We start from the raw sequence: 23491 nt of genomic DNA, 5'->3' as shown, positions 1-23491 counted from the left end.
TTTGTTACATATAGTTGTTTAGAGTTGTTATATCTTTACAGAAATATTTAAAACTATGAAAAAAATATTGTTTTCTAATTGGCATTTTATGCGATATTTCAGAATTGCAATTGCCTTATTTTGCGCTTATACAGCATATGTGCAAAATCAATGGATTTTTATTGCTTTTGGATTATTCTTTTTATTTCAAGCGATTTTTAATTTAGGATGTGGAGCAAACGGTTGTAATGTACCAACTAAAAAAAATAACAATGAGTAAGTTTCAAGAATTAATTAACGGAAATAAACCTGTTTTAATTGACTTTTTTGCCACTTGGTGCGGACCCTGTCAAGCTTTAGCTCCAATTTTAGTTGATGCAAAAGAAGATTTAGGAGATGCCGTTAGTATCATTAAAATTGATGTGGATAAGAACCAAGAAATTGCGGCTCATTTTCAAGTAAAAGGTGTGCCAACAATGATGTTGTTTCAAAATGGTAAAATGTTATGGAGACAATCGGGTGTAGTTTCTAAAAATGAAATCGTAAGTATTGTGAAACAAAAGACTAATGGTTAAAAAGTATCGACTTACTATTTTAGGAATTCTAGTTGGTGCCATTTTTGGCTATTTGTATTATTACTATGTTGGATGTGCTTCTGGAACTTGCAATATTACTTCAAAACCTTTGAATAGTACTTTATATGGCGCTGTGATGGGCGGATTGTTATTTAATATTTTCGAAAAGAAACCTAATAAAAATATCGAATAAAAGTATTTAGTTTTTTATTAATTGATTCACTGACAAATAATTGGATCATACTAATTATGGTATTTTTTCGTTATCTTTATAGTGTATTTTAAAATCAAATAATTATGAAAAAAATAAAATTAATTTCAGCTATCCTGTTTTTATTTATAGTTGCTATTTTTTCGTCATGTAGTGATGAAGATGATGTAGCTGTAAACAATAGCGTAGATCCAACTCCTGTAATTAACATTGTAAATAATGGAACATGGAGAGTTACTTTTTATGAAGATTCAAGTGTTGATGAAACTTCAAATTTTTCAGGATATAATTTTTCTTTTGGTGCAGGAAATATTTTATCTGCTACCAATGGAATAAATACCTACTCAGGAACTTGGTCAGTAACTTCAGACAATAGCCTTGATGATAGTCCAAGCAACGATTTAGATTTTAATATTGCTTTTTCTGCTCCAGCAAATTTCGCAGATTTAACAGATGATTGGAATATTATTTCCTATACTGCAACCAGAATTCAATTAATTCACGTGAGTGGTGGAGGTGGTGGAACCGATTATATTACCTTTGAAAAAAATTAAGAAAATTTTATCATTTTGATATATAAAATTTTATATATTTGAATTTCAATTTAAATAATAAAGATTAATTTAAAAATAAATAACATGAAAAAAGTATTATCAATCGTTGCTTTAATGGCATTTATGGTTTCTTCAGCAACAGTAGTTGACTTCAAAGAAAAAGAAAAAGAAAAGAAAAAATCAGCTAAAACTGAAAAAGCTTGTACTGATAAAAAAGATGCAAAATCTTGTTCAACTTCAGCTAAAAAATCTTGTTGTTCAAAAAAATAATAAGTTTTTATTAAAAAAATTAACCGTTTATGAAAATAAGCGGTTTTTTTTATTTCAATAATTTGATATCTTAAAAATCAAATTACTAAATTTGCACTTCATTAAAAAGCTCAATTATTATGTTTGATAATCTTACCGATAAGTTAGATAAAGCATTCCATATACTAAAAGGTCACGGAAAAATTACCGATGTAAATGTTGCCGATACTTTAAAAGAAGTGCGTCGTGCATTGTTAGATGCCGATGTTAACTTTAAAATTGCTAAAGATTTTACCACTCGTGTAAAAGAAAAAGCCATTGGAGAAAATGTATTAACTACTTTACAACCAGGACAATTATTGGTGAAATTAGTTAAGGATGAATTGACTGAATTAATGGGTGGTGATGTTGCCGGTGTGAATTTGTCAGGAAATCCTACTGTAATTTTAATGTCAGGTTTACAAGGATCTGGTAAAACTACCTTTTCTGGTAAATTAGCTAATTTCCTAAAGACTAAGAAAAACAAAAAACCTTTATTGGTAGCTTGTGATATTTATCGTCCAGCGGCAATTAATCAGTTGCACGTTGTTGGAGATCAAATTGGTGTGGAAGTTTATTCTGAACCAGAAAATAAAAATGCAGTTTCAATTGCAGAAAATGCTATCAAACACGCAAAAGCAAACGGTTTCAATGTTGTAATTATAGATACGGCTGGTCGTTTAGCAGTGGATGAAGAAATGATGAACGAAATTGCAAACGTTCACAAAGCCATTCAACCTCACGAAACATTGTTCGTTGTTGATGCTATGACTGGTCAAGATGCTGTAAATACGGCTAAAGCCTTCAATGATAGATTAAACTTTGACGGAGTTATCTTAACTAAATTAGATGGTGATACTCGTGGTGGAGCCGCAATTTCTATTAAATCTGTTGTAAATAAACCTATTAAATTCATCGGTACTGGAGAAAAAATGGACGCCATTGATGTGTTCTATCCTTCTCGTATGGCAGAAAGAATTTTAGGAATGGGTGATGTGGTGTCTTTAGTAGAAAGAGCACAAGAACAATATGACGAAGAAGAAGCTAGAAAAATTCAGAAAAAAATTGCGAAAAACGAATTTGGTTTCGATGATTTCTTAGCGCAAATTCAGCAAATTAAAAAAATGGGAAGCATGAAAGACCTAGTCGGAATGATTCCTGGTGCTGGAAAAGCTTTAAAAGATGTAGAAATTGAAGATGATGCCTTCAAACATGTTGAAGCAATAATCCAATCAATGACGCCAAAAGAAAGAAGTAAACCGGCTATTATAGATGTAAAAAGAAAAGCTCGTATCGCAAAAGGTGCTGGTAGAAAAATTGAAGAAGTAAATCAATTGATGAAACAGTTTGACCAAATGAGCAAAATGATGAAGATGATGCAAGGCGGTGGCGGAAAAAAATTAATGCAAATGATGGGCGGCAAAGGAATGCCATCTATGCCTGGAATGAAATAATGTAAAGACGCGATTTATCGCGTCTTTTTTTATAGAACTACAACAACACACAAATTAATATACATGCAACTACTCGACGGAAAAAAAGTATCAGAAGAAATTAAAAATGAAATTGCTGCAGAAGTAGCAAAAATGAAAGCCAAAGGGGAAAAAGTGCCGCATTTAGCTGCAATTATTGTAGGTAATGATGGAGCGAGTTTAACCTATGTTGGCAGTAAAGTGAAAGCTTGTGAAAGAGTAGGTTTTGAATCTACTTTAATCAAGATGCCAAGTACAACTTCTGAAACGGAATTACTTGAAAAAATTAAAGAATTAAATGCGGATTCAAATATTGATGGATTTATAGTACAATTGCCTTTACCTCCACAAATTGATACTCAAGAAGTTATTATGGCTATTCATCCTTCTAAAGATGTAGACGGATTTCATCCTGAAAATTTCGGAAAAATGGCTTTAGATATGAGTACATTTATTCCTGCAACACCATTCGGAATTTTAGAATTGTTAGAAAGATATAACGTTCAAACTCAAGGAAAACATACGGTTGTAATTGGAAGAAGTCATATTGTGGGTCGTCCGATGAGTATTTTAATGGGAAGAAAAGGTTTTCCAGGAAATTCAACAGTAACGGTTACGCATACACATACTAAAAACATTACTCAGATAACTTCTCAAGCGGATATAATTATTTCAGCATTAGGTGTTCCAAATTACTTAAAAGCAGAAATGATTAAAGACGATGCAGTAATTATTGATGTGGGTATTACGCGTGTTGCTGATGATACAACTGAAAAAGGGTATAAAATTGTAGGTGATGTAGATTTTGAAAATGTCTCTAAAAAAGCTTCTTTTATTACGCCAGTTCCTGGTGGAGTTGGACCAATGACAATTGCGATGTTATTAAAAAACACTTTAATTGCAAGAGCAAATAAAAAATAAAAGTATAATTAATATAACAAAAAAATGAGAAAGAGCCCGATGTTATGTCGGGCTCTTTTGGTTTAGATTATAATATTAGGTTTTTCGTGTTCTTTTAAAATCATAAACTTATAAAATGTAAAGTGGGATAAACCATAAAAGAAGATTACCATTTGGTAGATAGCTTCACTTTTAAGGTAAAACTTGTTGATGAAAAAAGCGCCAATTTGAATAATAAAAAGAATAGAACTTAGCAGAAGCCAATATCCTTTTATGTCATAATTATTGTTGTAGTGAATAATGGCAATTCCGCCAATAATAGATGTTATTAAGGCGTTTAAAATCCAAACAATTAGCGAATCACCTAGTGAATGTAGAACCAATTCAATAATAAAAAGATACAATATAAAAAACGGTAAACAGGCCAAGGCAATAGCTAAACGATTTTCTTTTGTAATCAAGGGTAATAAGATTAACAATAAGAAGAATTTGTAGCCAATTGAAGAAAAACTACCGTAAATAAATAAGTCTTGATTTCCAGAAGCAAATAGGTAGGAAGCTAATTGATATAGTAATAAGGATATTATGTAGATGATGTTTTTTTTGCCAGTAAATAAGTATAGAAATAAAAGCAAGGGTATTCTTGAAAACCAAAAAACTGATTCCGCACTTGTGAACTTTAAAAAGGAACAAATGCTATAAAGTACTAAGTTTAGAAAGTAAACTAGTATTAGTATATTAATTGTGTTTTTATTTTTTAGTAAGGCTTTAATCATTTAGTTATCTAAATTGATTTTTTCTAACTTATTATTTCAAAATGTATTGTTTGATTTATAAAGATAACTTTTTTTTAAATAATTTAAAAGAATCTTTATTTAGAATGGAAGTTTTTAAACAAAAAAAAAACACCTCTAAGTAGTTAATTTATAACTGTTTAGAGGTGTTTTTTTTTGATTTTATGCTATTTTATTTCGTTACAGAAACTTTGTTTTTGTTTATTATGTAATAAGCAAAAACAATTCCAAGTACTACTAACCACATAATTTGGCTGTCAATTGGCGCAGGAAGTGGGTCAGGATCTGCAGGAGGGTCAACAGGTTGTGCAGTTGCTAAGAAACTAATGAAAGTTAAAAAAACTGTCAAGTATTCTTTTAGTAAATTATTTTTCATTTTATATTTAGATTACGAGGGGTTCTTAATATTATTCACAAAAATATAAAAAAAAACGAAAAAAGAAAGTTTTATTTTAAAAAGTGATGAATTTTTTTAAAATTTAAAATAATTACCTTGTTAAATTCTAAAATTTTAGTTAATATATCTTCAATTAGTTGTTTAATTGTAATCATTTCATATTTTTGCTTGTTGCAAACAAAACCTAATAAAAACAATGAAAATACAAAACATTTTTTTAGCATTATTTTTTACTTTTTGCTTTAATTCATTTGCCCAGAACTCTAAAGATGTACTTTTTACAATTGATAATAATCAGTATTTTACAGATGAATTTAAGAGAATTTATTTAAAAAATTTAGATTTAGTTAAAGATGATTCACAAAAAGATTTAAATCAATATTTAGATTTGTTTATTGGTTATAAGTTAAAAGTAAGTAAAGCTTATAAATTAGGATTGCAAAATAATTCTAAATATCAAAATGAGTTAAGCTCTTATAGAAATCAACTATCTAAAACCTATTTAAACGATTCAAAAGTTACGAATCAATTAATTGAAGAAGCATACAATAGAAGTTTAAAAGAGGTAAAAGCGTCACATATATTATTGTCTTTTGATGAAAGTATTAAAGGAGCAGATACATTAGCTTTTTACAATAAAGCAATGGATTTAAAGAAAAGAATTGAAAAAGGTGAAAATTTTGAAACAGTTGCAGTAGCAAACTCTCAAGATCCATCAGTAGCAGATAACAAAGGAAATTTAGGTTACTTTTCAGCATTTAGAATGGTGTATCCATTTGAATGTGCTGCTTATAAAACAAAAATTGGTGAAATTTCAAATCCGGTTAGAACTCGTTTTGGTTACCATTTAATTAAGGTGACGGATGTTAGAGATAATAAAGGGGAAGTTACAGTTGCTCATATTATGATTTTAAATCCGACAGAATCAACAGTTGAAGCAAAATTGAAAGCGAAACAAACTATTGATGATATTTCTAAAAAAATTCAACAAGGTGAAAGTTTTGAAGCATTGGCTTCGCAGTTTTCTGAAGATAAATCAAGTGCAGCTAAAGGTGGTATATTACAACGTTTTGGAACAGGACAATTAAGTTCTGAAGCATTTGAAAGAATAGCTTTTTCTTTAGACAAAAAAGGTGATATTTCACAACCATTTGAATCTGGTTTTGGTTGGCATGTTGTTAAATTAATTGAAAAACACCCAGTAAAATCTTTCGACGAATCAAAAGTAGATTTAGAGTCTAAAATTAAAAGAGACGAACGTTCGATTATTATAACGAATACTTTAGAAAATAAACTAAAATCAAAATATAAAATCGAAACTAATAAAGTGCAATATCAAAATATTGAAAAAGTTGTAACTGATGCGATTTATAGTCAAACTTGGGAGCTTCCTAAAAATAATGCTTCTATTAAAGGTGATGTTTTAGTTGTTGATAAAATTAAAAAAGTAGAAACAAATTCATTTGTAAATTATATTCATTCACAACAAAAAAACAAATTAACAACTAAACCAGTTAAAAAACTTGTTGCAGAATTATACGAATCTTTTAAAGGGGAACAATTAATTTCTTATTATAACGACAATTTAGAAAATGAATTTCCAGAATTTAAAAACGTAATGGACGAATATAGAGATGGTTTATTACTGTTCGATTTAATGGAAAAAGAAATTTGGACAAAATCTAAAACAGATACAATTGGCTTGCAAAAATATTATGATGCTAACAAATCCAAATACAATTGGAATGAAAGATACGATGTAGATATTTTATCTTCAACTGATGCGAAAGTTATTGAAGCGGCTCAAAAAATGCTTCAAAAAGGAAAGTCAATTGAAGAAATTAAAACTAAATTCAATAAAGACAATAAAGTTGCTATTATGGTAAAATCTGGTTTGTTTGAAAAAAATTATGATATTTTAGACAAAATACCAACACTAACTAAAGGAGTAAAAAACACCTATAAAAATGAAAATTATAGCTTTGTTGTAAATGTGAAGAATAGTAAGCCTGTTGAAACAAAAGCATTTGAAGATTGCAAAAGTAGAGTTGTTAATGATTATCAACAATATTTAGAGTCAACTTGGGTAGACGATTTGAAAAAAGAATTTTCTGTAAAAGTAAATCAAGATGTTTTTGAAAAAGCAAAGCAACAATTAAAATAGAAAATCAATGAAATTATTCGGTTGTATATGTAGCCTGCTTTTATTGCTTTCTTGTGGTAAAGAAAATAATAAAAATAAAGCAGATGCCATTGCCCGAGTAAATAATGAATATTTGTATCGGTCAGATTTAGAAAATTTAGTTCCTGCTGGTACACCAAAAAAAGATAGTATTTCAATTGTTAAAGATTTTATTAACAGATGGGCAACCCAACAATTGCTCATGAATAATGCTAATAAAAACATAAGTAAGAACAAGCAAGTTGAGCTAGACGGATTAATAAATCAGTATAAAATGGATTTATATTCTAAAGCTTATTTGGAACAATTGGTGCTTACGAAAATTGATACCGTAATCACAAAGGAAGAAATTGAAAAATATTACAATACGAATAAAAACAATTTTAAAGCAAATAGTCCGTTAGTGAAGTTGAGGTACATCAACTTAGTAAAAGGAAATAATAAATTAGCAAGTATAAGTGCTAAGTTTTCAAGTTTTAAATCAAAAGATAAAAAAGACTTAAAAAATTTAGCCATTCAGTTTAAAGATTACGCATTTAATGATAGTGTTTGGGTAGATATTGATCAAGTTTATGAAAGATTACCTTTTGTAAATCAAGACAATTTTACAAAATATATTGACGCTGGAATTTCCTATCAATATGCTGATTCGACTTCCATTTGGTTAGTAAAAGTGAGAGATATGGTGCAAAAAAATAATGTTGTGCCTTTGTCATACATTTCGCCAACTATCAAACAGATTATTATAAATAAAAGAAAAACAGATTTAATAAATAAAATTCAAACAGAAATAACAAATGATGCCATTAAAGACAATGATTTCGAAATTTTCAAATAAAACAAGCATTTTAGCATTCGCTTTATTACTATTTTCAGTAGTAACTTTTGCGCAAAAGAAACAAAAAGTAGATGGTGTTGCAGCTGTTGTAGGTAATTATATCGTGTTAGATTCTGATATTGATTTAATGTATTTAGAATTAAAATCTCAAGGTGTAGATGTAGAAAAAATTACACGTTGTGAATTATTAGGAAAGCAATTAGAAGATAAATTATTCGCGCATCAAGCCATTCAAGATAGTATTGTAGTTACAGATGAAGAAGTGAATTCTTTTATGGATAGCCAAATGAATTCAATGGTGGAACAACTTGGTTCAAAAGAGAAATTGTTTGAATACTACAAGAAAAAAGATGAAGAAGATTTTAAAAGCTACTTTTTCGAAATCATCAAAATGAATAAATTGACCTCTCAAATGCAACGTAAAATTGTTGATGATGTTACCGTTACTCCAGATGAAGTAAAACAATTTTTTAATAAAATTCCTGCAGATCAAATTCCAACAATTGGTGCAGAAATTGAATTGTCGCAAATTGTTATAAAACCTGTAGTAAGTAAAGAAGACAAACAAAAAACAATTGATAAATTAAACGAAATAAGAAACGATGTTATCAATAATGGTGGAAGTTTTTACAGTAAAGCCGTAATTTATTCTGAAGATGAAGCTTCAACTTCAAGTGGTGGTTATTATAAAATAAACAAGAAAACACAGTTTGTAAAAGAATTTAAAGATGTAGCATTTCGTTTAAATGAAGGTGAAATTTCTGAACCATTTGAAACTATATTTGGATACCATATTATTTTTGTAGAAAAAATTATTGGACAAGATATTGAATTACGTCATATTGTAATGAGTCCAAAAGTAACTACTGCAGCAACTAACGAAGCTTTAGAGAAAATTGAAAATCTTAAATCGAAAATTGAAAAAGGAGAAATTACTTTCGAAGCAGCGGCAAAAGATTCTTCAGATGATAAAGATACAAAAACAAATGGTGGACTTTTATTAAATCCTCGTACTTCTGAACCTCTTTTCGAAATTTCTAAATTAGATCCATCTTTATATAATCAAGTTAAAGAATTGAAACAAGGTGATGTCTCAAAAGTGTTTTTAGATCAAGAAAGACAAGGTGCTAAATTCTTTAAAATTCTTAAAGTAAATAAAAAAACAGAAGAACACAAAGCAGATTATGCTACTGATTATATGAAGATTAAAGAATTAGCAATTTCTGAAAAACAGTTCAATGAAATTGAAATCTGGAGAAAAGAAAATATTGAAAAAAACTTTGTTAAAGTAAATAACGATTATAAAGATTGTGCTTTCAGTAATAATTGGTTAAAAAAATAATTACTTTTATCTTTTTACTTTTACCTTTTATCTTAAAAAATCATGTCAGACGTAGCAGCAATTGAAAAATTAGTCCAAAAACAAAAGCAATTAAAACAAGAAATTGCTAAAGTTATTGTAGGTCAAGATGAAGTAGTCAACCAAATTGTATTGAGTATCTTTTCTGGTGGACACGCACTATTAGTTGGTGTGCCAGGTTTGGCAAAAACTTTAATGGTAAATACAATTTCGGAAGCTTTAGGTTTAAATTTCAAGCGTATTCAATTTACGCCAGATTTAATGCCTTCTGATATTTTAGGTAGTGAGATTTTAGATGAAACGCGTAATTTTAAATTTATAAAAGGTCCGATTTTCTCTAATATTATTTTAGCAGATGAGATCAACAGAACACCACCAAAAACGCAAGCCGCTTTATTAGAAGCGATGCAAGAAAAATCGGTTACTGTTGCCGGACAAAGTTTTAAATTAGATTTGCCGTTTTTTGTTTTAGCAACTCAAAACCCAATTGAGCAAGAAGGAACTTATCCGTTACCTGAAGCGCAATTAGACCGTTTTATGTTCGCCATAAATTTAGATTATCCAACATTTGAAGAGGAAGTTCAAGTAGTAAAAGCTACAACTTCTGATATAAAAGTGACTGTTAATCCATTATTTTCTGCTGAAGAAATTATTGAATATCAAAACTTAATTAGAAAAATTCCAGTTACAGATAATGTAATTGAATATGCTGTAACTTTAGTTTCTAAAACACGTCCAAATAATCCGTTAGCAACAGATTTTGTGAAAAATTATTTAGATTGGGGTGCAGGTCCACGTGCTTCGCAAAGTTTAATTTTAGCAGCGAAAACTAATGCCGCAATCAATGGGAAATTTTCCCCAGATATTGAAGATGTTCAAGCAGTTGCCTTCGGAATTTTACGTCACAGAATCGTAAAAAATTACAAAGCCGATGCAGAAGGTATTTCGGAAGAAGATATTATTAGAAAATTATTTTAAGTCATATTTCTTATATAAAATAAAAAAAGGTTTTGAATTTTATCAAAACCTTTTTTTGTACGTAAAACCTTTTTTGTCAGTCTTTTATCTATGTTTTATTGTTTTGATAATTATTTTTTTTGAATTAATAAACAAAAGTAGTTTATTTAGGTGTAAATTATGTTTTTTTTGGTATAATTGAATGGTTTTTAATGTTTTATGATTTGTGAAAATTTTTTATATATTTGTTTTCACCTACTAAATCACCTATCATGAAAAACAACTACCTACTATTGTTGTTTGCTGTATTATTTTCAAATGCGCAAATACAGAAAAAAGTTTTATTTATCGGAAATAGCATGACCTATTTTAACGATATGCCTGTGTTATTCGAATCTATCGCTAACGAAAAAGGAAAAAATGTTGATGTAGAATTTTACGCTCCTGGTGGAACAGGTTTCGTTAATCATCATGTTGATTCTAATGTTTACGATCTTTTTGAAAACAATGTATGGGATGTTGTGGTTTTACAACCTGGAACATCTGAATCTGGTGGAGCTTCATCGTCAGTAAATACAACTATTGTTAGAGGAAATCAAATGAAAGATTCAATAAAAAAATATAGTCCTTGTTCTAAAATTTTTTTATACGAAATATCTAATGGGGTTGCTTCTGAAACTTCTTATAATAACTATTTTTTTACCCAAACTAGAATTAAAGATTCTATAACGAAGTTGGCAGATGGCATGCAAATTCCTCTAGTGGTAGCTGGAGAGTGTGCAAGAAACCACTATACAGCTCAACAAGATTTATTTCTTCATAATTCATACGGAGATGTGCATCCTAATTTAAATGGTTCTTATCTAGTGGCTTGTGCCATGTTTTGTACTATTTTTCAAGAACCTGTTTCTGGAGTAGCATTTAATGGTGGAGTTTCTGTGTCCAATGCAACTTATTTCCAAGGAATTGCCGATAATATAATCTTGAATAACAAAGCTTTATGGCGGATTAATACTTTTGATCTCCATGCCGAGTTCAGTGCTTCACAAACGGATAATATCGTCAATTTTACCAATTTATCCACAAATTTCACTTCATTACTCTGGGATTTTGGAGATGGAACAACTTCAACCGATGTTAATCCACAACATTTTTACACCGAATTAGGTTCAAAAACGGTAACCTTAACAGTGACTAGAAATGGTTGTTTTGAAGTTTTTACGAAAAATATTGTAGTAAATGTGTTAAATTCGGATGCATTTATTCCTAATGATGTGACTCTGTTTCCTACCATAACAGATTCTGTCTTTTACATTAAGAGTGAATTTTCATTTAATGGAGTTGTGTATAGTTCTGATGGTCAGCAAATTGCAAAATTAGTAAAAACAGAAAAAGATTTAGCTTTTGATTTAAGCGGTTATGCTGCAGGTGTATATATTGTTAAAATTAATAATGACAGTTACAAAGTGATTAAAAAATAAATTACTTTTTTAACTTTGCGAAATCACATTAGCAATATTTCAGTTGTTAAAAACCATCATAAATGAAAAGATTAAGTGCACTGTTTATATTGTTTTTATTCGCCTTTCAACAACCAGAAGAAAAGTTGCATACTATAATTGGCAAAACAACTTACCCGTTTTGGTTGCAAATTCCAAAAGTTGTTAGCAACGACGAAAAGACACCCGTTTTAATTTTTCTACATGGGAAAAGTCTTTCTGGAACCGATTTAAACAGGGTGAAACGCTATGGTGTATTACGAGCGATGGATAAAGGAAAAAAAATAAATGCGATTGTTATTGCGCCACAAATTGCTTCTGGCAACTGGAATCCGGATAAAGTATTGGAAATCTTAAATTATGTGCAAAAAACGTATAAAACGGATGAAAAACGTGTTTATGTATGTGGTATGAGTTTAGGTGGTTATGGAACGATGCATTTTGTAGGGAAATATCCAGATAGAGTCACAGCTGCAGTTGCGATTTGTGGTGGTGGAAATGTTTCTGATGGTTGTAATTTAGCTAAAGTTCCAATATGGATTCAACATGGCGATAAAGATTATATTGTAAAAATGTCAGAATCGAAAAAAGTATATGACGCCATTAAAAAATGCAATCCCAAAGCAGATGCCACTTTAACCATTATAAAAGGCGGAAATCACGGAAATGTAGAAAATTTATTTCACCAAAATGCTATGTACGATTGGATGTTTAAATATGTGAAATAATTTTTACATCCAAACCTGTTTTTTTTTCGTAAATGATTTCAGAAAAGCACGCATGAAGTAGTGCTTATTTGTAAATTCTTCGTTATGGAAATTATTATCACAACAACCTTAATCGCAATTTCAACTTATTTTTATTTTAAAAATTGGTATTTGGATAAACAAATTAAGAGCTTGGCAAAGTCTGAAATTTGCTGATTTGATAAAATACCCTATTGTTTTTTTCGAAATTCGTAGTATAAATTATCAAAATTAAGAATTCTTAAAAAAAAGCTATTTAATACGTTTATTTTTGAATTAAATTCAGTAAAATAGAATAATTACAAATAATAATTTTATTAATATCGTTTTTTGTTATAAATTTTTTAATCCAAAAAGAATTATTTAAATTTGTACCACTTTAGAAAAAAGTACAAACAAATTAACAAATTTATTATATAGAATTCGATATGGAAATGCATCTTTATAAAGAATATATTAAGGAAATTGAAGAAAGAAAAACACAAGGTCTTCACCCAAAACCAATAGATGGAGCTGAATTATTAAGCGAAATTATTACTCAAATCAAAGAGGTAAATAATGAAAACAGAGAAGATTCTCTACAGTTTTTTATCTATAACACTTTACCTGGTACAACAAGTGCTGCCTCAGAAAAAGCAAAATTCTTAAAAGAAATTATTCTTGGTGAAGAAGTGGTAAATGAAATTACTCCTGAATTTGCTTTCGAATTATTATCACATATGAAAGGTGGTCCTTCAATTGGAGTATTATTAGATTTAGCTTTAGGAAATGATATTGCTATTGCTACAGCTGCTGCCAAAGTTCTTAAAACTCAAGTATATCTTTACGATGCCGATATGGATCGTCTAAAAGCGGCATTTGAAAGTAATAATGAAGTGGCTAGAGAAATTTTAGAAAGTTATGCTCAAGCAGAATTTTTTACAAAACTTCCAGAAGTAGCAGAAGAAATTAAAGTCGTTACTTTTATCGCAGGTGAAGGAGATATTTCAACAGATTTACTTTCTCCAGGTAACCAAGCTCACTCACGTTCAGATCGTGAATTGCACGGTAAATGTATGATTACACCTCAAGCTCAAGACGAAATCAAAGCCTTGCAAGCACAACATCCAGACAAATCTGTAATGTTAATTGCAGAAAGAGGAACAATGGGAGTTGGTTCATCTCGTATGTCAGGTGTAAATAACGTAGCACTTTGGACAGGTAAACAAGCAAGTCCATATGTGCCATTTGTAAACTTTATGCCAATTGTTGCAGGAACAAACGGAATTTCTCCAATTTTCCTAACAACTGTTGATGTTACTGGTGGAATTGGTTTAGACTTGAAAAACTGGGTAAAAAAGACAGACGCTAACGGAGAAGTTGTTCGTAACGAAAGTGGTGATCCAGTTTTAGAAGAAACGTATTCTGTAGCAACAGGAACGGTTCTTACCATTAATACAAAATCAAAAAAATTATATAACGGAGACCAAGAATTAATTGACATTTCTAAAGCTTTCACGCCTCAGAAAATGGAATTCATCAAAGCTGGTGGTTCTTACGCGATTGTTTTCGGTAAAAAAATTCAAACTTTTGCAGCTAAGACTTTAGGAATTGAAGCACCTCTAGTTTATGCGCCTTCAAAAGAAGTTTCAATTGAAGGACAAGGTTTAACAGCTGTTGAAAAAATCTTTAACAGAAATTCTGTAGGAACCATTTCTAAAAAAGCATTACACGCTGGTTCTGATGTTCGTGTAGAAGTTAATATCGTTGGTTCTCAAGATACAACTGGATTAATGACTGCTCAAGAATTAGAATCTATGGCTGCAACAGTTATTTCGCCAATCGTTGACGGTGCTTACCAATCTGGTTGTCATACGGCTTCTGTTTGGGATAAAAAAGCGCAAGCCAACATTCCGAAATTAATGAAATTCATGAATGATTTCGGTTTAATTACCGCTCGTGATCCAAAAGGTCAATATCATGCGATGACAGACGTAATTCATAAGGTTCTTAACGATATTGTAATTGACGAATGGGCTATCATTATTGGTGGTGACTCACATACAAGAATGTCAAAAGGTGTAGCTTTCGGTGCCGATTCAGGTACTGTTGCTTTAGCTTTAGCAACTGGAGAAGCTTCAATGCCAATTCCAGAATCTGTAAAAGTGACTTTCAAAGGTGAAATGGCAAGTTATATGGATTTCCGTGATGTGGTTCACGCTACTCAAGCCCAAATGTTACATAAATTTGGTGGAGAAAATGTTTTCCAAGGAAGAATTATTGAAGTGCATTTAGGAACGCTTACAGCCGATCAAGCTTTTACATTTACAGATTGGACTGCCGAAATGAAAGCCAAAGCTTCAATTTGTATTTCTGAAGATGATACTTTAGTGGAATCTTTAGAAATTGCGAAAGGAAGAATCCAAATCATGATTGATAAAGGAATGGACAACAAAACACAGGTTCTTCAAGGATTAATCAATAAAGCAAACAAGAGAATCGCTGAAATTAAATCAGGTGAGAAACCAGCTTTAACTCCAGATGCCAATGCAAAATATTATGCGGAGGTTGAAATTGATTTAGATGTGATTAACGAACCAATGATTGCTGATCCAGATGTAAATAACAAAGATGTTTCTAAAAGATACACACACGATACTATTCGTCCACTTTCTTTCTACGGAGGTGATAAAAAAGTAGATTTAGGATTTATCGGTTCTTGTATGGTGCATAAAGGTGATATGAAAATCTTAGCGCAAATGCTTAAAAATGTGGAAGCACAAAACGGAGAAGTTAAATTTAATGCACCGTTAGTTGTCGCACCACCAACATACAATATCGTAGATGAATTAAAAGCAGAAGGAGATTGGGAAGTTTTACAAAGATATTCTGGTTTCGAATTTAATGATAACGCTCCAAAAGGTGCCGCTCGTACAGAATACGAAAACATGTTGTATTTAGAGCGTCCAGGTTGTAACCTTTGTATGGGTAACCAAGAAAAAGCTTCTAAAGGAGATACGGTTATGGCAACATCAACACGTTTGTTCCAAGGTCGTGTGGTAGAAGATACGGATGAGAAAAAAGGAGAATCATTACTTTCTTCTACGCCAGTGGTAGTTTTATCTACAATTTTAGGAAGAACGCCAACTATTGAAGAATACAAAAAAGCAGTTGAAGGTATCAATTTAACCAAATTCGCACCTTCTCATAAACTATTAGTGAACTAATCAAATAGTTAGCAAATTATAAATTGAAAAGCCCGAGTCATAAACTCGGGCTTTTTCTTTTATTACTTCTTTATTTTTTGTAAATTGGGATGATTAAATTCAAACAAACAACATAAAATAAATACTATGGCATTCGATATAAAAATGATTGAAAAAGTGTACGCAAATATGGCTTCTCGTGTAGATAAAGCACGTGAGTTAGTCGGTCGTCCACTTACCTTAACGGAGAAAATTTTATATTCTCATCTTTGGGAAAAAACGCCAACAACCACTTTCACAAGAGGTGTAGATTATGTGGATTTCGCTCCAGATAGAGTAGCGTGTCAAGATGCAACCGCGCAAATGGCCTTATTGCAATTTATGCACGCGGGTAAAAAAACAGTCGCAGTTCCAACAACAGTGCATTGCGATCACTTAATTCAAGCAAAATCTGGTGCTACAGAAGATTTAGCTTTCGCGAATAAACAATCTAAAGAAGTTTTCGATTTCCTTTCGTCAGTTTCCAATAAATACGGAATTGGGTTTTGGAAACCAGGTTCTGGAATTATTCACCAAATCGTTTTAGAAAATTATGCTTTCCCTGGCGGAATGATGATTGGTACCGATTCTCATACAGTTAACGCCGGTGGTTTAGGTATGTTGGCAATTGGTGTTGGTGGTGCAGATGCGGTTGATGTTATGTCGGGAATGTCTTGGGAATTGAAATTTCCAAAATTAATCGGCGTAAAATTAACAGGTAAATTAAATGGTTGGACGTCTCCAAAAGATGTAATCTTAAAAGTAGCTGATATTCTTACTGTAAAAGGTGGAACTGGAGCTGTTGTAGAATATTTTGGTGAAGGTGCTATTTCTATGTCTTGTACAGGAAAAGGTACGATTTGTAATATGGGTGCAGAAATTGGAGCTACAACTTCTACTTTTGGTTACGATGATTCGATGAGAAGATATTTAGCGGCAACAGGTCGTCAAAATGTGGTAAATGCAGCAGATAAAGTCGCGGATTATTTAACAGGTGATGTAGATGTATATGCTAATCCAGAGAACTATTTCGATCAATTAATTGAAATTAACTTATCAGAATTAGAACCTCATATTAACGGACCATTCACACCAGATAGAGGAACGCCAGTTTCTAAAATGAAAGAGGAAGCCGCTCAAAACGGTTGGCCCATAAAAGTAGAATGGGGTTTAATTGGTTCTTGTACGAATTCTTCTTATGAAGATATGAGTCGAGCCGCATCAATTGTGGAACAAGCCGTAGCACACGGAATCACACCAAAAGCGGAATTCGGAATCAATCCAGGTTCAGAACAAATTAGATATACCATTGAAAGAGACGGAATTATCGCTACTTTCGAAAAAATGGGAACGAAAGTCTTTACTAATGCTTGCGGACCATGTATCGGGCAATGGGATAGAGCAGGAGCAGACAAACAAGAAAAAAACACGATTATTCACTCTTTTAACCGTAATTTTTCTAAAAGAGCTGATGGAAATCCAAATACACACGCGTTTGTAACTTCTCCAGAAATGGTAGCGGCTATCGCAATTTCTGGTCGTTTAGATTTCAATCCATTGACAGATACACTTTTGAGTGATAGTGGCGAAGAAGTAAAATTAAACCCACCAAAAGGAGAAGAATTACCGACTAAAGGTTTCGATGTTGAAGACGCCGGTTTTCAAGCGCCAGCTGAAGATGGTTCTTCGGTTGAGGTTGTGGTTTCTCCAAATTCAGATAGATTACAATTGTTAGCGCCATTTGCACCTTGGAACGGAAAAAATATTGAAGGTGCGAAGTTGTTGATTAAAGCATTCGGAAAATGTACAACCGATCATATTTCTATGGCCGGACCATGGTTACGTTTCCGTGGACATTTAGATAATATTTCAAACAATATGTTAATAGGTGCAGAAAATGCTTTCAATAAAAAAGCCAATTCAGTTAAAAATCAATTAACGGGTGAATATGGTGAAGTTCCTGCGGTTGCGAGAGCTTACAAATCAGTTGGAATTCCTTCAGTTGTTGTAGGAGATCACAATTATGGAGAAGGTTCTTCACGTGAACACGCAGCTATGGAACCACGTTTCTTAGGTGTAGTTGCGGTTTTAGTAAAATCGTTTGCTCGTATTCATGAAACGAACTTGAAAAAACAAGGAATGTTAGGTTTAACCTTTGCGAACGAAGCAGATTACGAAAAAATTAAAGAAGATGATACTATCAATTTCTTAGATTTAACAGAATTTGCACCAGGAAAACCCTTAACCTTAGAGTTTGTCCATGTAGACGGTACAAAAGATATCATTTTAGCGAATCACACGTACAACGAAAGCCAAATTGGTTGGTTTGTTGCAGGTTCTGCTTTAAATTTAATAGCTGCTGGAAAAGCGTAATTCGATTTTAATATAAATAGAAAACTCCAAGTGTTTGCTTGGAGTTTTTTTATTTTAATTTCTTCTCCTTCATTACAATCCTAATCAACCAAAACAAATGCAAGGCTACAATAGGAAGCACAATTAATAATTGAACTTTACCTACAATATAAGCCAAGTAAATTAGTGTGAAAGCAATGCAAATTTGTCCAAATAAAATGATTTTTTGTGTATTTTTTTTCCAATAGTAAAATGCGAAAACAAGTAATAATGGGTTAAATAATAGGATATTGTAATTCCATAAAATTTCTTCGTGAAGGGAATACAAGCCTACCAAACTAAAGAACAATCCTAATAATCCTGCGAAAATAAAATAGGTAATTTGTATGCCTTTTTTGTTTAATAAAATCAAAACAACAATCGTAGCTATTAATGAATAAATAGAGTTTACATAAGAAAACGGAACTGTAATCGTTTCTTCGGTTAAAACTTTTGTGGGTTTTGCAATTTTTTGTCCGTTTTGAGTGGCTGTTTCTAACACTTTTTCGAATTCTAAAGGTAAAAATAGGCGAGAAGCAGGTTGGTCGACTTTCGTGCCAAAAATAATTTGAATGCCTAATTTCATATAAAAATCCGACATATACGGATATAAAATTTCTCTATAACTTTGTTCTGATTTTGGTTGTTTTAGAATTTCTTCTCCTAAAATTTTATTAATTTTATCTAGAACCATTGTCGTACAATTTTTATCAATAAATTTATACGTATAAAAACGTTCATCTGATGTTAAACTGTTGTTGAGTTCGTTTAGAAGTTGTTGTTTTTGTTGAGGTGTTAAATTCAATTCTTGTTCTACAATACTTCTGCCGTCTAATTTGTAATTGTATTCAAAATCGTAGTAATTATCACTCGTTACGAAATATTGTAAATCGCCTTTAACAAATTTCATCATAAAATTAGGCGTCGTAAAATCGAAAGCACCATAATTATAGACGACATCAATTTGGTTCACAAAATCGGTAATTCGAATTCCGGTGTGACCATACATCGCGTAAGAAACTGGCGCCGTTCCGCAAGTTAAAATACTCACTTTAGCATTGTCAGATAAAGTAACGCTTTGCGAAAAACTAAGAATTGGAAATAATAAGAAAAGTATTTTTTTTAGCATATTGGTACGCAGATTTTGCGGATTTAACTGGTTTATACTGATTTTATTTTACTGAACACTCAAAACTGAACACTAAATACTCTGGAATTATCTTCTAAAAATACCTAAATCCACTTTTACAGAAAATACGTTGGAATATAAAGCGGCACTTTGATTTCCTAAATCGGTTAAAGCGTAATCGACTTGAATGCCTTTGTATTTGAATCCTAAACCAATATTCGGTTGAAAACTAACTTTATTGGTGTTGTCAATTTGTGTAATTTGTTGAAAATTTCCCACTCCAGCGCGTAAAAAAGCTAAATCGATATAGCCAAATTCAAAACCAACGGCTGGATTAATACTTACCACACTTGTTGAAATAATATCATTAGTTTGCGCGAATTCCATATTCAAATTGGCTGCAGTGGTTAACGTATAATCGTAATGAAATTCGAATTTTTTCGATAGTCCTAATTGCGCTTTCGGTAAAGTAATCTCACTAGTTTCTGGTAATTCTTGGTTTTCACCTGGAACGGCATTTTTAATTTTTTCGTATTCTTCTTCGTTAATACTCCAAGTGTTGTAAGTTGTAGTAATATCTCGTAACATCAATCCGAATTTCCAATCGTTTTGTCCTTCGAATTGTAAACCTAAATCGAATCCAAATCCCCAAGAAGAAGCGAAATTTCCAATAATTCTTCGGATTACTTTCGCATTTACACCATAATTGAAGCCTTGAATTGGTAATTTTCTGGCGTAAGAGAAAGTTACACCATAATCGGCAGTAGAAAAAAGAGAAATTCTATTGTAATCAATATTTCCTTCACTGTCAATTAATTGCGTTGTATTCAAAATATCATCCACTCCAAAACGGATTAGGGAAAGTCCCCAAGCACTTCTGTCGTCAATAGGCATGGCAAAAGCAGCGTAATCATATTGCGCAATATTGGCAAAATAATTCGCGTGCATTAAGGCAATTTGTTTGTCTTCCAGTTGTAAAATTCCGGCTGGATTCCAATATCCCGAATTCACATCAGCAGTTTGTGCGGTTACGGCATTACTCATTCCTAACGCAGCAGCATCAACCCCAATGTTTAAAAATTCGTTGGAATATTTACGAATAGTTTGTGCCGAAATTGACTGTGAAGCCAATATGACAAATAAAAATAGTATCTTCTTCAAAGCAAATTTAATTCTCACAACAAATATCATAATTTCTTACTTAATAAACTCAAATTCTTTCATTTTATTGTTTACATTTGCTATAGAATTTATCACATTTAAGAAATTTTTAAGAAGATGAGCATAAAAAAACACATTCCTAACGTTATTACCTTATTAAATTTATTTGCGGGTTTATGCGCTTTAATTCACGCATTCAACGGAAGTTATAGAGAAGCTTTTTCTTTAGTTTGTTTAGGGGTTTTCTTCGATTTTTGGGATGGTTTCTTTGCCAGAATTTGGAAAGTTCAAAGTCCAATTGGTTTACAATTAGATTCTTTGGCAGATATGGTAACCAGTGGTGTTGTACCAGGTTTGGTGATGTATAAAATGTTAGGCGATATTCAGGAAAATCAAGCACAATATAACTTAACGGAAGATACGTATTATATGGGTATTGTACCATATTTAGGTTTTTTAATCACTTTAGCATCTTGTTACAGGTTAGCGAAATTTAATGTAGATACACGTCAAACGGATTCATTTATTGGTTTACCAACTCCAGCTAATGCGTTGTTAATTATGAGTATTCCAATGATTCAGTTTCAATATACTGATGTTGATTTTGTGATAGAAACTTTAAGTAATCCGTATGTTTTAGTTGGAATTTCAGTTTTAAGCTCATATTTATTAAATGCAGAAATTCCTTTATTTTCTTTAAAAGTGAAGAGTTTCAGCTGGGAAAAGTATAAAATGCAATTAGTGTTTTTAATTCTTTCTGTAATTTTAATTGCTTTGTTAGAATTCATTGCGATTCCAATTATCATTTTATTATATGTGCTTTTATCGGTTGTAAATAATGCTGTTTTTAAGAAAGTTTAGAAATTGGCACACAGATTTTGCCGATTTGAATGGATTTTATAATCTGCGAAATCCATTAAATCTGCGTGAGAAAAAATAAAATTAGCCTGCGAAGCAAATCGATTTAAAATATAAATGGCAACCAGAAGAAAATATCCTTCTAAAAGTAAAAAACAAACTATAATTAGTCCGAAATCTGTGAAATGGATTCTTGGACTTTTTTTGTTATTGTTCACGATTATTTTTGTCTATCAGAAAAAAGATGGGATTTTATATTATTTAGGATTTAAAATAAATAAGAACGAATTAACGGCCAATCAAAGAAAATTAGAGGATAAACGTATTAACGATATTGTTGTAAATCACAAAGGGAAAATTTTCGGAATTGATGTTTCTCAGTATCAAGGCACCATTGATTGGGATAATGTAGAAGCGGTTGAAGAGCAATTTGAATTGAAATTCGTCATTGTTCGCGCCACAGCCGGAAGTAATAAAGTCGATTTAAAATTCAAGAAAAATTGGAGAAACTTAACGGAATCCATGTACATTCAAGGAGCGTATCATTATTATCGTCCAGATGAAAATTCTACAGATCAAGCGAATAATTTTATTAAAAATGTCAAATTACGAAAAGGTCATTTGCCTCCAATTTTAGATATCGAAAAAATGCCAAAAGGACAATCAATGGACAAACTAAAAGAAGGTTTACAAAATTGGTTAACCATCGTAGAAAAACATTACAGAGTAAAACCGATTATTTACACAGGTGAAAAATATTACGAAGATTTTTTACAAGAAGATTTTCCTAGTTATCAATTTTGGATAGCGAATTACAATCCATGGAAAGAAAAAATTGAAGATGACTATTTAATGTGGCAATTTACGGAAAAAGCCCAACTTCATGGCATCGATGAATTAGTTGATGTCAATGTTTTCAACGGAAACGTTGATGATTTAAAGAAAGTCTGTATAAAGTAATAGGTACGCGGATGACGCGGATTTGAATCGATTTACACTGATTTTTATACTTGTTTTGAAAAATTTAACCACATAGAATTAAATAATAAACGTTATGCGTAAAGTCATTTCATTCAAAATAATAAACATAGCTATATGAGTTATTTCAAGCGTAGCACCTAAAATTCAAAGCAAAATAAATAAACCTATGTGGTTAAAAAAAACTATATATCTAATTCAATTTCTTTCGGAGCATTGAAATCGATTTTAGTTTTTCTTAATTCGAAATTCTGACCTAAATATACTCTTCTAACCATTTCATCTTCCACCAATTCTTCTGGTTTTCCGGCTTTTAAAATTCCACCTTCAAACATTAAGTAGGTTTTGTCGGTAATTGCTAAAGTTTCTTGTACGTTATGGTCGGTAATTAAAATTCCGATGTTTTTGTTTTTTAATTGAGCTACAATTCTTTGAATATCTTCAACCGCAACTGGGTCAACTCCAGCAAAAGGCTCGTCTAATAAAATGAATTTTGGATCGGTTGCTAAACAACGCGCAATTTCAGTTCTTCTTCGTTCACCACCAGATAATAAATCACCACGATTGGTACGAATATGACCTAAAGAAAACTCTTCAATTAAGCTTTCCATTTTTGCTTCTTGTTCTTTTTTGGTAAGTGTTGTTAATTGTAAAACCGATAAAATATTGTCTTCAATACTCAATTTTCTAAAAACCGAAGCTTCTTGTGCCAAATAACCAATTCCGTTTTGTGCACGTTTGTACATCGGAAAATCGGTAATATTCATATCGTCTAAATAAATATTTCCGCTATTGGGTTTAACCAAACCTACAATCATGTAAAAAGAAGTCGTTTTTCCAGCGCCATTCGGACCTAATAAACCCACAATTTCTCCTTGATTTACTTCAACTGAAATCCCTTTTACAACACTTCTTTTCTTGTACGTTTTAACTAAATTTTCGGCTCTTAATTTCATTGCTGCTGAATTTATTTCAGTACCTCATTAAAGATACTTGAT

General features: G+C 31.3%; 22 protein-coding genes. 17 read left to right on the top strand and 5 right to left on the bottom strand.

Annotated features, from left to right (window positions below):
• Nucleotides 1-55 precede the first annotated feature (55 nt).
• The 7 genes from UEQ13_RS07125 to UEQ13_RS07095 all read left to right on the top strand — a co-directional run bounded on the left by UEQ13_RS07125 (nucleotide 56) and on the right by UEQ13_RS07095 (nucleotide 4000).
• The gene (locus UEQ13_RS07125) at nucleotides 56-259 is read left to right on the top strand and encodes a hypothetical protein (protein WP_329805646.1); all 204 of its coding nucleotides are present in this window, start codon (nucleotides 56-58) and stop codon (nucleotides 257-259) included.
• Nucleotides 252-554 (top strand): thioredoxin, encoded by a 303-nt coding sequence (trxA, locus tag UEQ13_RS07120; protein WP_329805645.1) that lies wholly within the window; start codon nucleotides 252-254, stop codon nucleotides 552-554. The genes UEQ13_RS07125 and trxA overlap by 8 nt, the downstream gene beginning before the upstream one ends.
• Nucleotides 547-747, top strand: a complete 201-nt coding sequence (locus UEQ13_RS07115) for a DUF6132 family protein (RefSeq protein WP_329805644.1) — start codon at nucleotides 547-549, stop codon at nucleotides 745-747. The genes trxA and UEQ13_RS07115 overlap by 8 nt, the downstream gene beginning before the upstream one ends.
• A gap of 104 nt (nucleotides 748-851) precedes the next feature.
• Nucleotides 852-1319 carry an META domain-containing protein gene (locus UEQ13_RS07110; RefSeq protein ID WP_329805643.1) on the top strand — a complete coding sequence of 156 codons (468 nt, stop codon included), beginning with the start codon at nucleotides 852-854 and terminating at the stop codon, nucleotides 1317-1319.
• Between the two features lie 84 nt (nucleotides 1320-1403).
• Nucleotides 1404-1589 carry a hypothetical protein gene (locus UEQ13_RS07105; RefSeq protein ID WP_329805642.1) on the top strand — a complete coding sequence of 62 codons (186 nt, stop codon included), beginning with the start codon at nucleotides 1404-1406 and terminating at the stop codon, nucleotides 1587-1589.
• Between the two features lie 119 nt (nucleotides 1590-1708).
• Nucleotides 1709-3061 (top strand): signal recognition particle protein, encoded by a 1353-nt coding sequence (gene ffh / locus UEQ13_RS07100; RefSeq protein ID WP_329805641.1) that lies wholly within the window; start codon nucleotides 1709-1711, stop codon nucleotides 3059-3061.
• 63 nt (nucleotides 3062-3124) lie between these two features.
• Nucleotides 3125-4000: a bifunctional 5,10-methylenetetrahydrofolate dehydrogenase/5,10-methenyltetrahydrofolate cyclohydrolase gene (locus UEQ13_RS07095; RefSeq protein ID WP_329805640.1), complete on the top strand. Its 876-nt coding sequence runs from the start codon at nucleotides 3125-3127 to the stop codon at nucleotides 3998-4000.
• A gap of 62 nt (nucleotides 4001-4062) precedes the next feature.
• On the opposite strand, the gene UEQ13_RS07090 is transcribed toward UEQ13_RS07095, so the two are convergent.
• Both UEQ13_RS07090 and UEQ13_RS07085 read right to left on the bottom strand, forming a co-directional pair.
• A complete protein-coding gene (locus UEQ13_RS07090) occupies nucleotides 4063-4614 on the bottom strand; it encodes a hypothetical protein (protein ID WP_329805639.1) in 552 nt (183 codons plus the stop codon).
• A gap of 331 nt (nucleotides 4615-4945) precedes the next feature.
• Nucleotides 4946-5149 (bottom strand): hypothetical protein, encoded by a 204-nt coding sequence (locus UEQ13_RS07085; protein WP_329805638.1) that lies wholly within the window; start codon nucleotides 5147-5149, stop codon nucleotides 4946-4948.
• A gap of 217 nt (nucleotides 5150-5366) precedes the next feature.
• Between UEQ13_RS07085 and UEQ13_RS07080 the strand changes: the two genes are divergently transcribed.
• The 8 genes from UEQ13_RS07080 (at nucleotide 5367) to UEQ13_RS07045 (ending at nucleotide 18349) form a co-directional block, all read left to right on the top strand.
• The gene (locus UEQ13_RS07080) at nucleotides 5367-7334 is read left to right on the top strand and encodes a peptidylprolyl isomerase (RefSeq protein ID WP_329805637.1); all 1968 of its coding nucleotides are present in this window, start codon (nucleotides 5367-5369) and stop codon (nucleotides 7332-7334) included.
• Nucleotides 7335-7341: 7 nt separating this feature from the next.
• A complete protein-coding gene (locus UEQ13_RS07075) occupies nucleotides 7342-8190 on the top strand; it encodes a hypothetical protein (protein WP_329805636.1) in 849 nt (282 codons plus the stop codon).
• Nucleotides 8150-9532, top strand: coding sequence for a peptidylprolyl isomerase (locus UEQ13_RS07070; protein WP_329805635.1), 1383 nt, complete (start codon nucleotides 8150-8152; stop codon nucleotides 9530-9532). Before UEQ13_RS07075 ends, UEQ13_RS07070 begins: the two co-directional genes overlap by 41 nt.
• Nucleotides 9533-9574: 42 nt before the next feature.
• Nucleotides 9575-10528 (top strand): AAA family ATPase, encoded by a 954-nt coding sequence (locus UEQ13_RS07065; RefSeq protein WP_166127540.1) that lies wholly within the window; start codon nucleotides 9575-9577, stop codon nucleotides 10526-10528.
• A gap of 251 nt (nucleotides 10529-10779) precedes the next feature.
• On the top strand, nucleotides 10780-11988 hold the full coding sequence (locus UEQ13_RS07060; RefSeq protein ID WP_329805634.1) for a PKD domain-containing protein: 1209 nt from the start codon (nucleotides 10780-10782) through the stop codon (nucleotides 11986-11988).
• A gap of 62 nt (nucleotides 11989-12050) precedes the next feature.
• Nucleotides 12051-12734 (top strand): carboxylesterase family protein, encoded by a 684-nt coding sequence (locus tag UEQ13_RS07055; protein WP_329805633.1) that lies wholly within the window; start codon nucleotides 12051-12053, stop codon nucleotides 12732-12734.
• Between the two features lie 452 nt (nucleotides 12735-13186).
• Nucleotides 13187-15958: a bifunctional aconitate hydratase 2/2-methylisocitrate dehydratase gene (locus tag UEQ13_RS07050; protein ID WP_329805794.1), complete on the top strand. Its 2772-nt coding sequence runs from the start codon at nucleotides 13187-13189 to the stop codon at nucleotides 15956-15958.
• Between the two features lie 126 nt (nucleotides 15959-16084).
• On the top strand, nucleotides 16085-18349 hold the full coding sequence (locus UEQ13_RS07045) for an aconitate hydratase (protein ID WP_329805632.1): 2265 nt from the start codon (nucleotides 16085-16087) through the stop codon (nucleotides 18347-18349).
• Nucleotides 18350-18398: 49 nt separating this feature from the next.
• Here the strand turns inward: UEQ13_RS07045 and UEQ13_RS07040 are convergent, their stop codons facing one another.
• Nucleotides 18399-19496, bottom strand: a complete 1098-nt coding sequence (locus UEQ13_RS07040) for a lipoprotein N-acyltransferase Lnb domain-containing protein (RefSeq protein ID WP_329805631.1) — start codon at nucleotides 19494-19496, stop codon at nucleotides 18399-18401.
• A gap of 87 nt (nucleotides 19497-19583) precedes the next feature.
• Entirely contained in the window at nucleotides 19584-20657 is a 1074-nt protein-coding gene (locus tag UEQ13_RS07035) for a putative type IX sorting system protein PorV2 (RefSeq protein WP_329805630.1), read from the bottom strand.
• 117 nt (nucleotides 20658-20774) lie between these two features.
• Here UEQ13_RS07035 and UEQ13_RS07030 point away from each other — a divergent pair, with 117 nt between their 5' ends.
• Entirely contained in the window at nucleotides 20775-21518 is a 744-nt protein-coding gene (locus tag UEQ13_RS07030) for a CDP-alcohol phosphatidyltransferase family protein (RefSeq protein ID WP_329805629.1), read from the top strand.
• A 114-nt stretch (nucleotides 21519-21632) separates the two neighbouring features.
• Nucleotides 21633-22475 (top strand): GH25 family lysozyme, encoded by an 843-nt coding sequence (locus tag UEQ13_RS07025; RefSeq protein ID WP_329805628.1) that lies wholly within the window; start codon nucleotides 21633-21635, stop codon nucleotides 22473-22475.
• A gap of 203 nt (nucleotides 22476-22678) precedes the next feature.
• Here UEQ13_RS07025 and lptB read toward each other — a convergent pair whose 3' ends face one another.
• Nucleotides 22679-23449, bottom strand: a complete 771-nt coding sequence (gene lptB / locus UEQ13_RS07020; RefSeq protein ID WP_329805627.1) for an LPS export ABC transporter ATP-binding protein — start codon at nucleotides 23447-23449, stop codon at nucleotides 22679-22681.
• Nucleotides 23450-23491 lie beyond the last annotated feature (42 nt).

The organism is Flavobacterium facile (assembly GCF_036321945.1).
GTDB classification, from domain to species: domain Bacteria; phylum Bacteroidota; class Bacteroidia; order Flavobacteriales; family Flavobacteriaceae; genus Flavobacterium; species Flavobacterium facile.
Note: the sequence above shows the minus strand (reverse complement) of the source record. Positions and strands in the feature narration are given on the sequence as shown.

Coding starts and splice junctions, on each gene's coding strand:
- UEQ13_RS07125 (WP_329805646.1), top strand. CDS start 56: ATGAAAAAAATATTGTTTTCTAATTGGCATTTTATGCGATATTTCAGA.
- trxA (WP_329805645.1), top strand. CDS start 252: ATGAGTAAGTTTCAAGAATTAATTAACGGAAATAAACCTGTTTTAATT.
- UEQ13_RS07115 (WP_329805644.1), top strand. CDS start 547: ATGGTTAAAAAGTATCGACTTACTATTTTAGGAATTCTAGTTGGTGCC.
- UEQ13_RS07110 (WP_329805643.1), top strand. CDS start 852: ATGAAAAAAATAAAATTAATTTCAGCTATCCTGTTTTTATTTATAGTT.
- UEQ13_RS07105 (WP_329805642.1), top strand. CDS start 1,404: ATGAAAAAAGTATTATCAATCGTTGCTTTAATGGCATTTATGGTTTCT.
- ffh (WP_329805641.1), top strand. CDS start 1,709: ATGTTTGATAATCTTACCGATAAGTTAGATAAAGCATTCCATATACTA.
- UEQ13_RS07095 (WP_329805640.1), top strand. CDS start 3,125: ATGCAACTACTCGACGGAAAAAAAGTATCAGAAGAAATTAAAAATGAA.
- UEQ13_RS07085 (WP_329805638.1), bottom strand. CDS start 5,149: ATGAAAAATAATTTACTAAAAGAATACTTGACAGTTTTTTTAACTTTC.
- UEQ13_RS07080 (WP_329805637.1), top strand. CDS start 5,367: ATGAAAATACAAAACATTTTTTTAGCATTATTTTTTACTTTTTGCTTT.
- UEQ13_RS07075 (WP_329805636.1), top strand. CDS start 7,342: ATGAAATTATTCGGTTGTATATGTAGCCTGCTTTTATTGCTTTCTTGT.
- UEQ13_RS07070 (WP_329805635.1), top strand. CDS start 8,150: ATGATGCCATTAAAGACAATGATTTCGAAATTTTCAAATAAAACAAGC.
- UEQ13_RS07065 (WP_166127540.1), top strand. CDS start 9,575: ATGTCAGACGTAGCAGCAATTGAAAAATTAGTCCAAAAACAAAAGCAA.
- UEQ13_RS07060 (WP_329805634.1), top strand. CDS start 10,780: ATGAAAAACAACTACCTACTATTGTTGTTTGCTGTATTATTTTCAAAT.
- UEQ13_RS07055 (WP_329805633.1), top strand. CDS start 12,051: ATGAAAAGATTAAGTGCACTGTTTATATTGTTTTTATTCGCCTTTCAA.
- UEQ13_RS07050 (WP_329805794.1), top strand. CDS start 13,187: ATGCATCTTTATAAAGAATATATTAAGGAAATTGAAGAAAGAAAAACA.
- UEQ13_RS07045 (WP_329805632.1), top strand. CDS start 16,085: ATGGCATTCGATATAAAAATGATTGAAAAAGTGTACGCAAATATGGCT.
- UEQ13_RS07040 (WP_329805631.1), bottom strand. CDS start 19,496: ATGCTAAAAAAAATACTTTTCTTATTATTTCCAATTCTTAGTTTTTCG.
- UEQ13_RS07030 (WP_329805629.1), top strand. CDS start 20,775: ATGAGCATAAAAAAACACATTCCTAACGTTATTACCTTATTAAATTTA.
- UEQ13_RS07025 (WP_329805628.1), top strand. CDS start 21,633: ATGGCAACCAGAAGAAAATATCCTTCTAAAAGTAAAAAACAAACTATA.
- lptB (WP_329805627.1), bottom strand. CDS start 23,449: ATGAAATTAAGAGCCGAAAATTTAGTTAAAACGTACAAGAAAAGAAGT.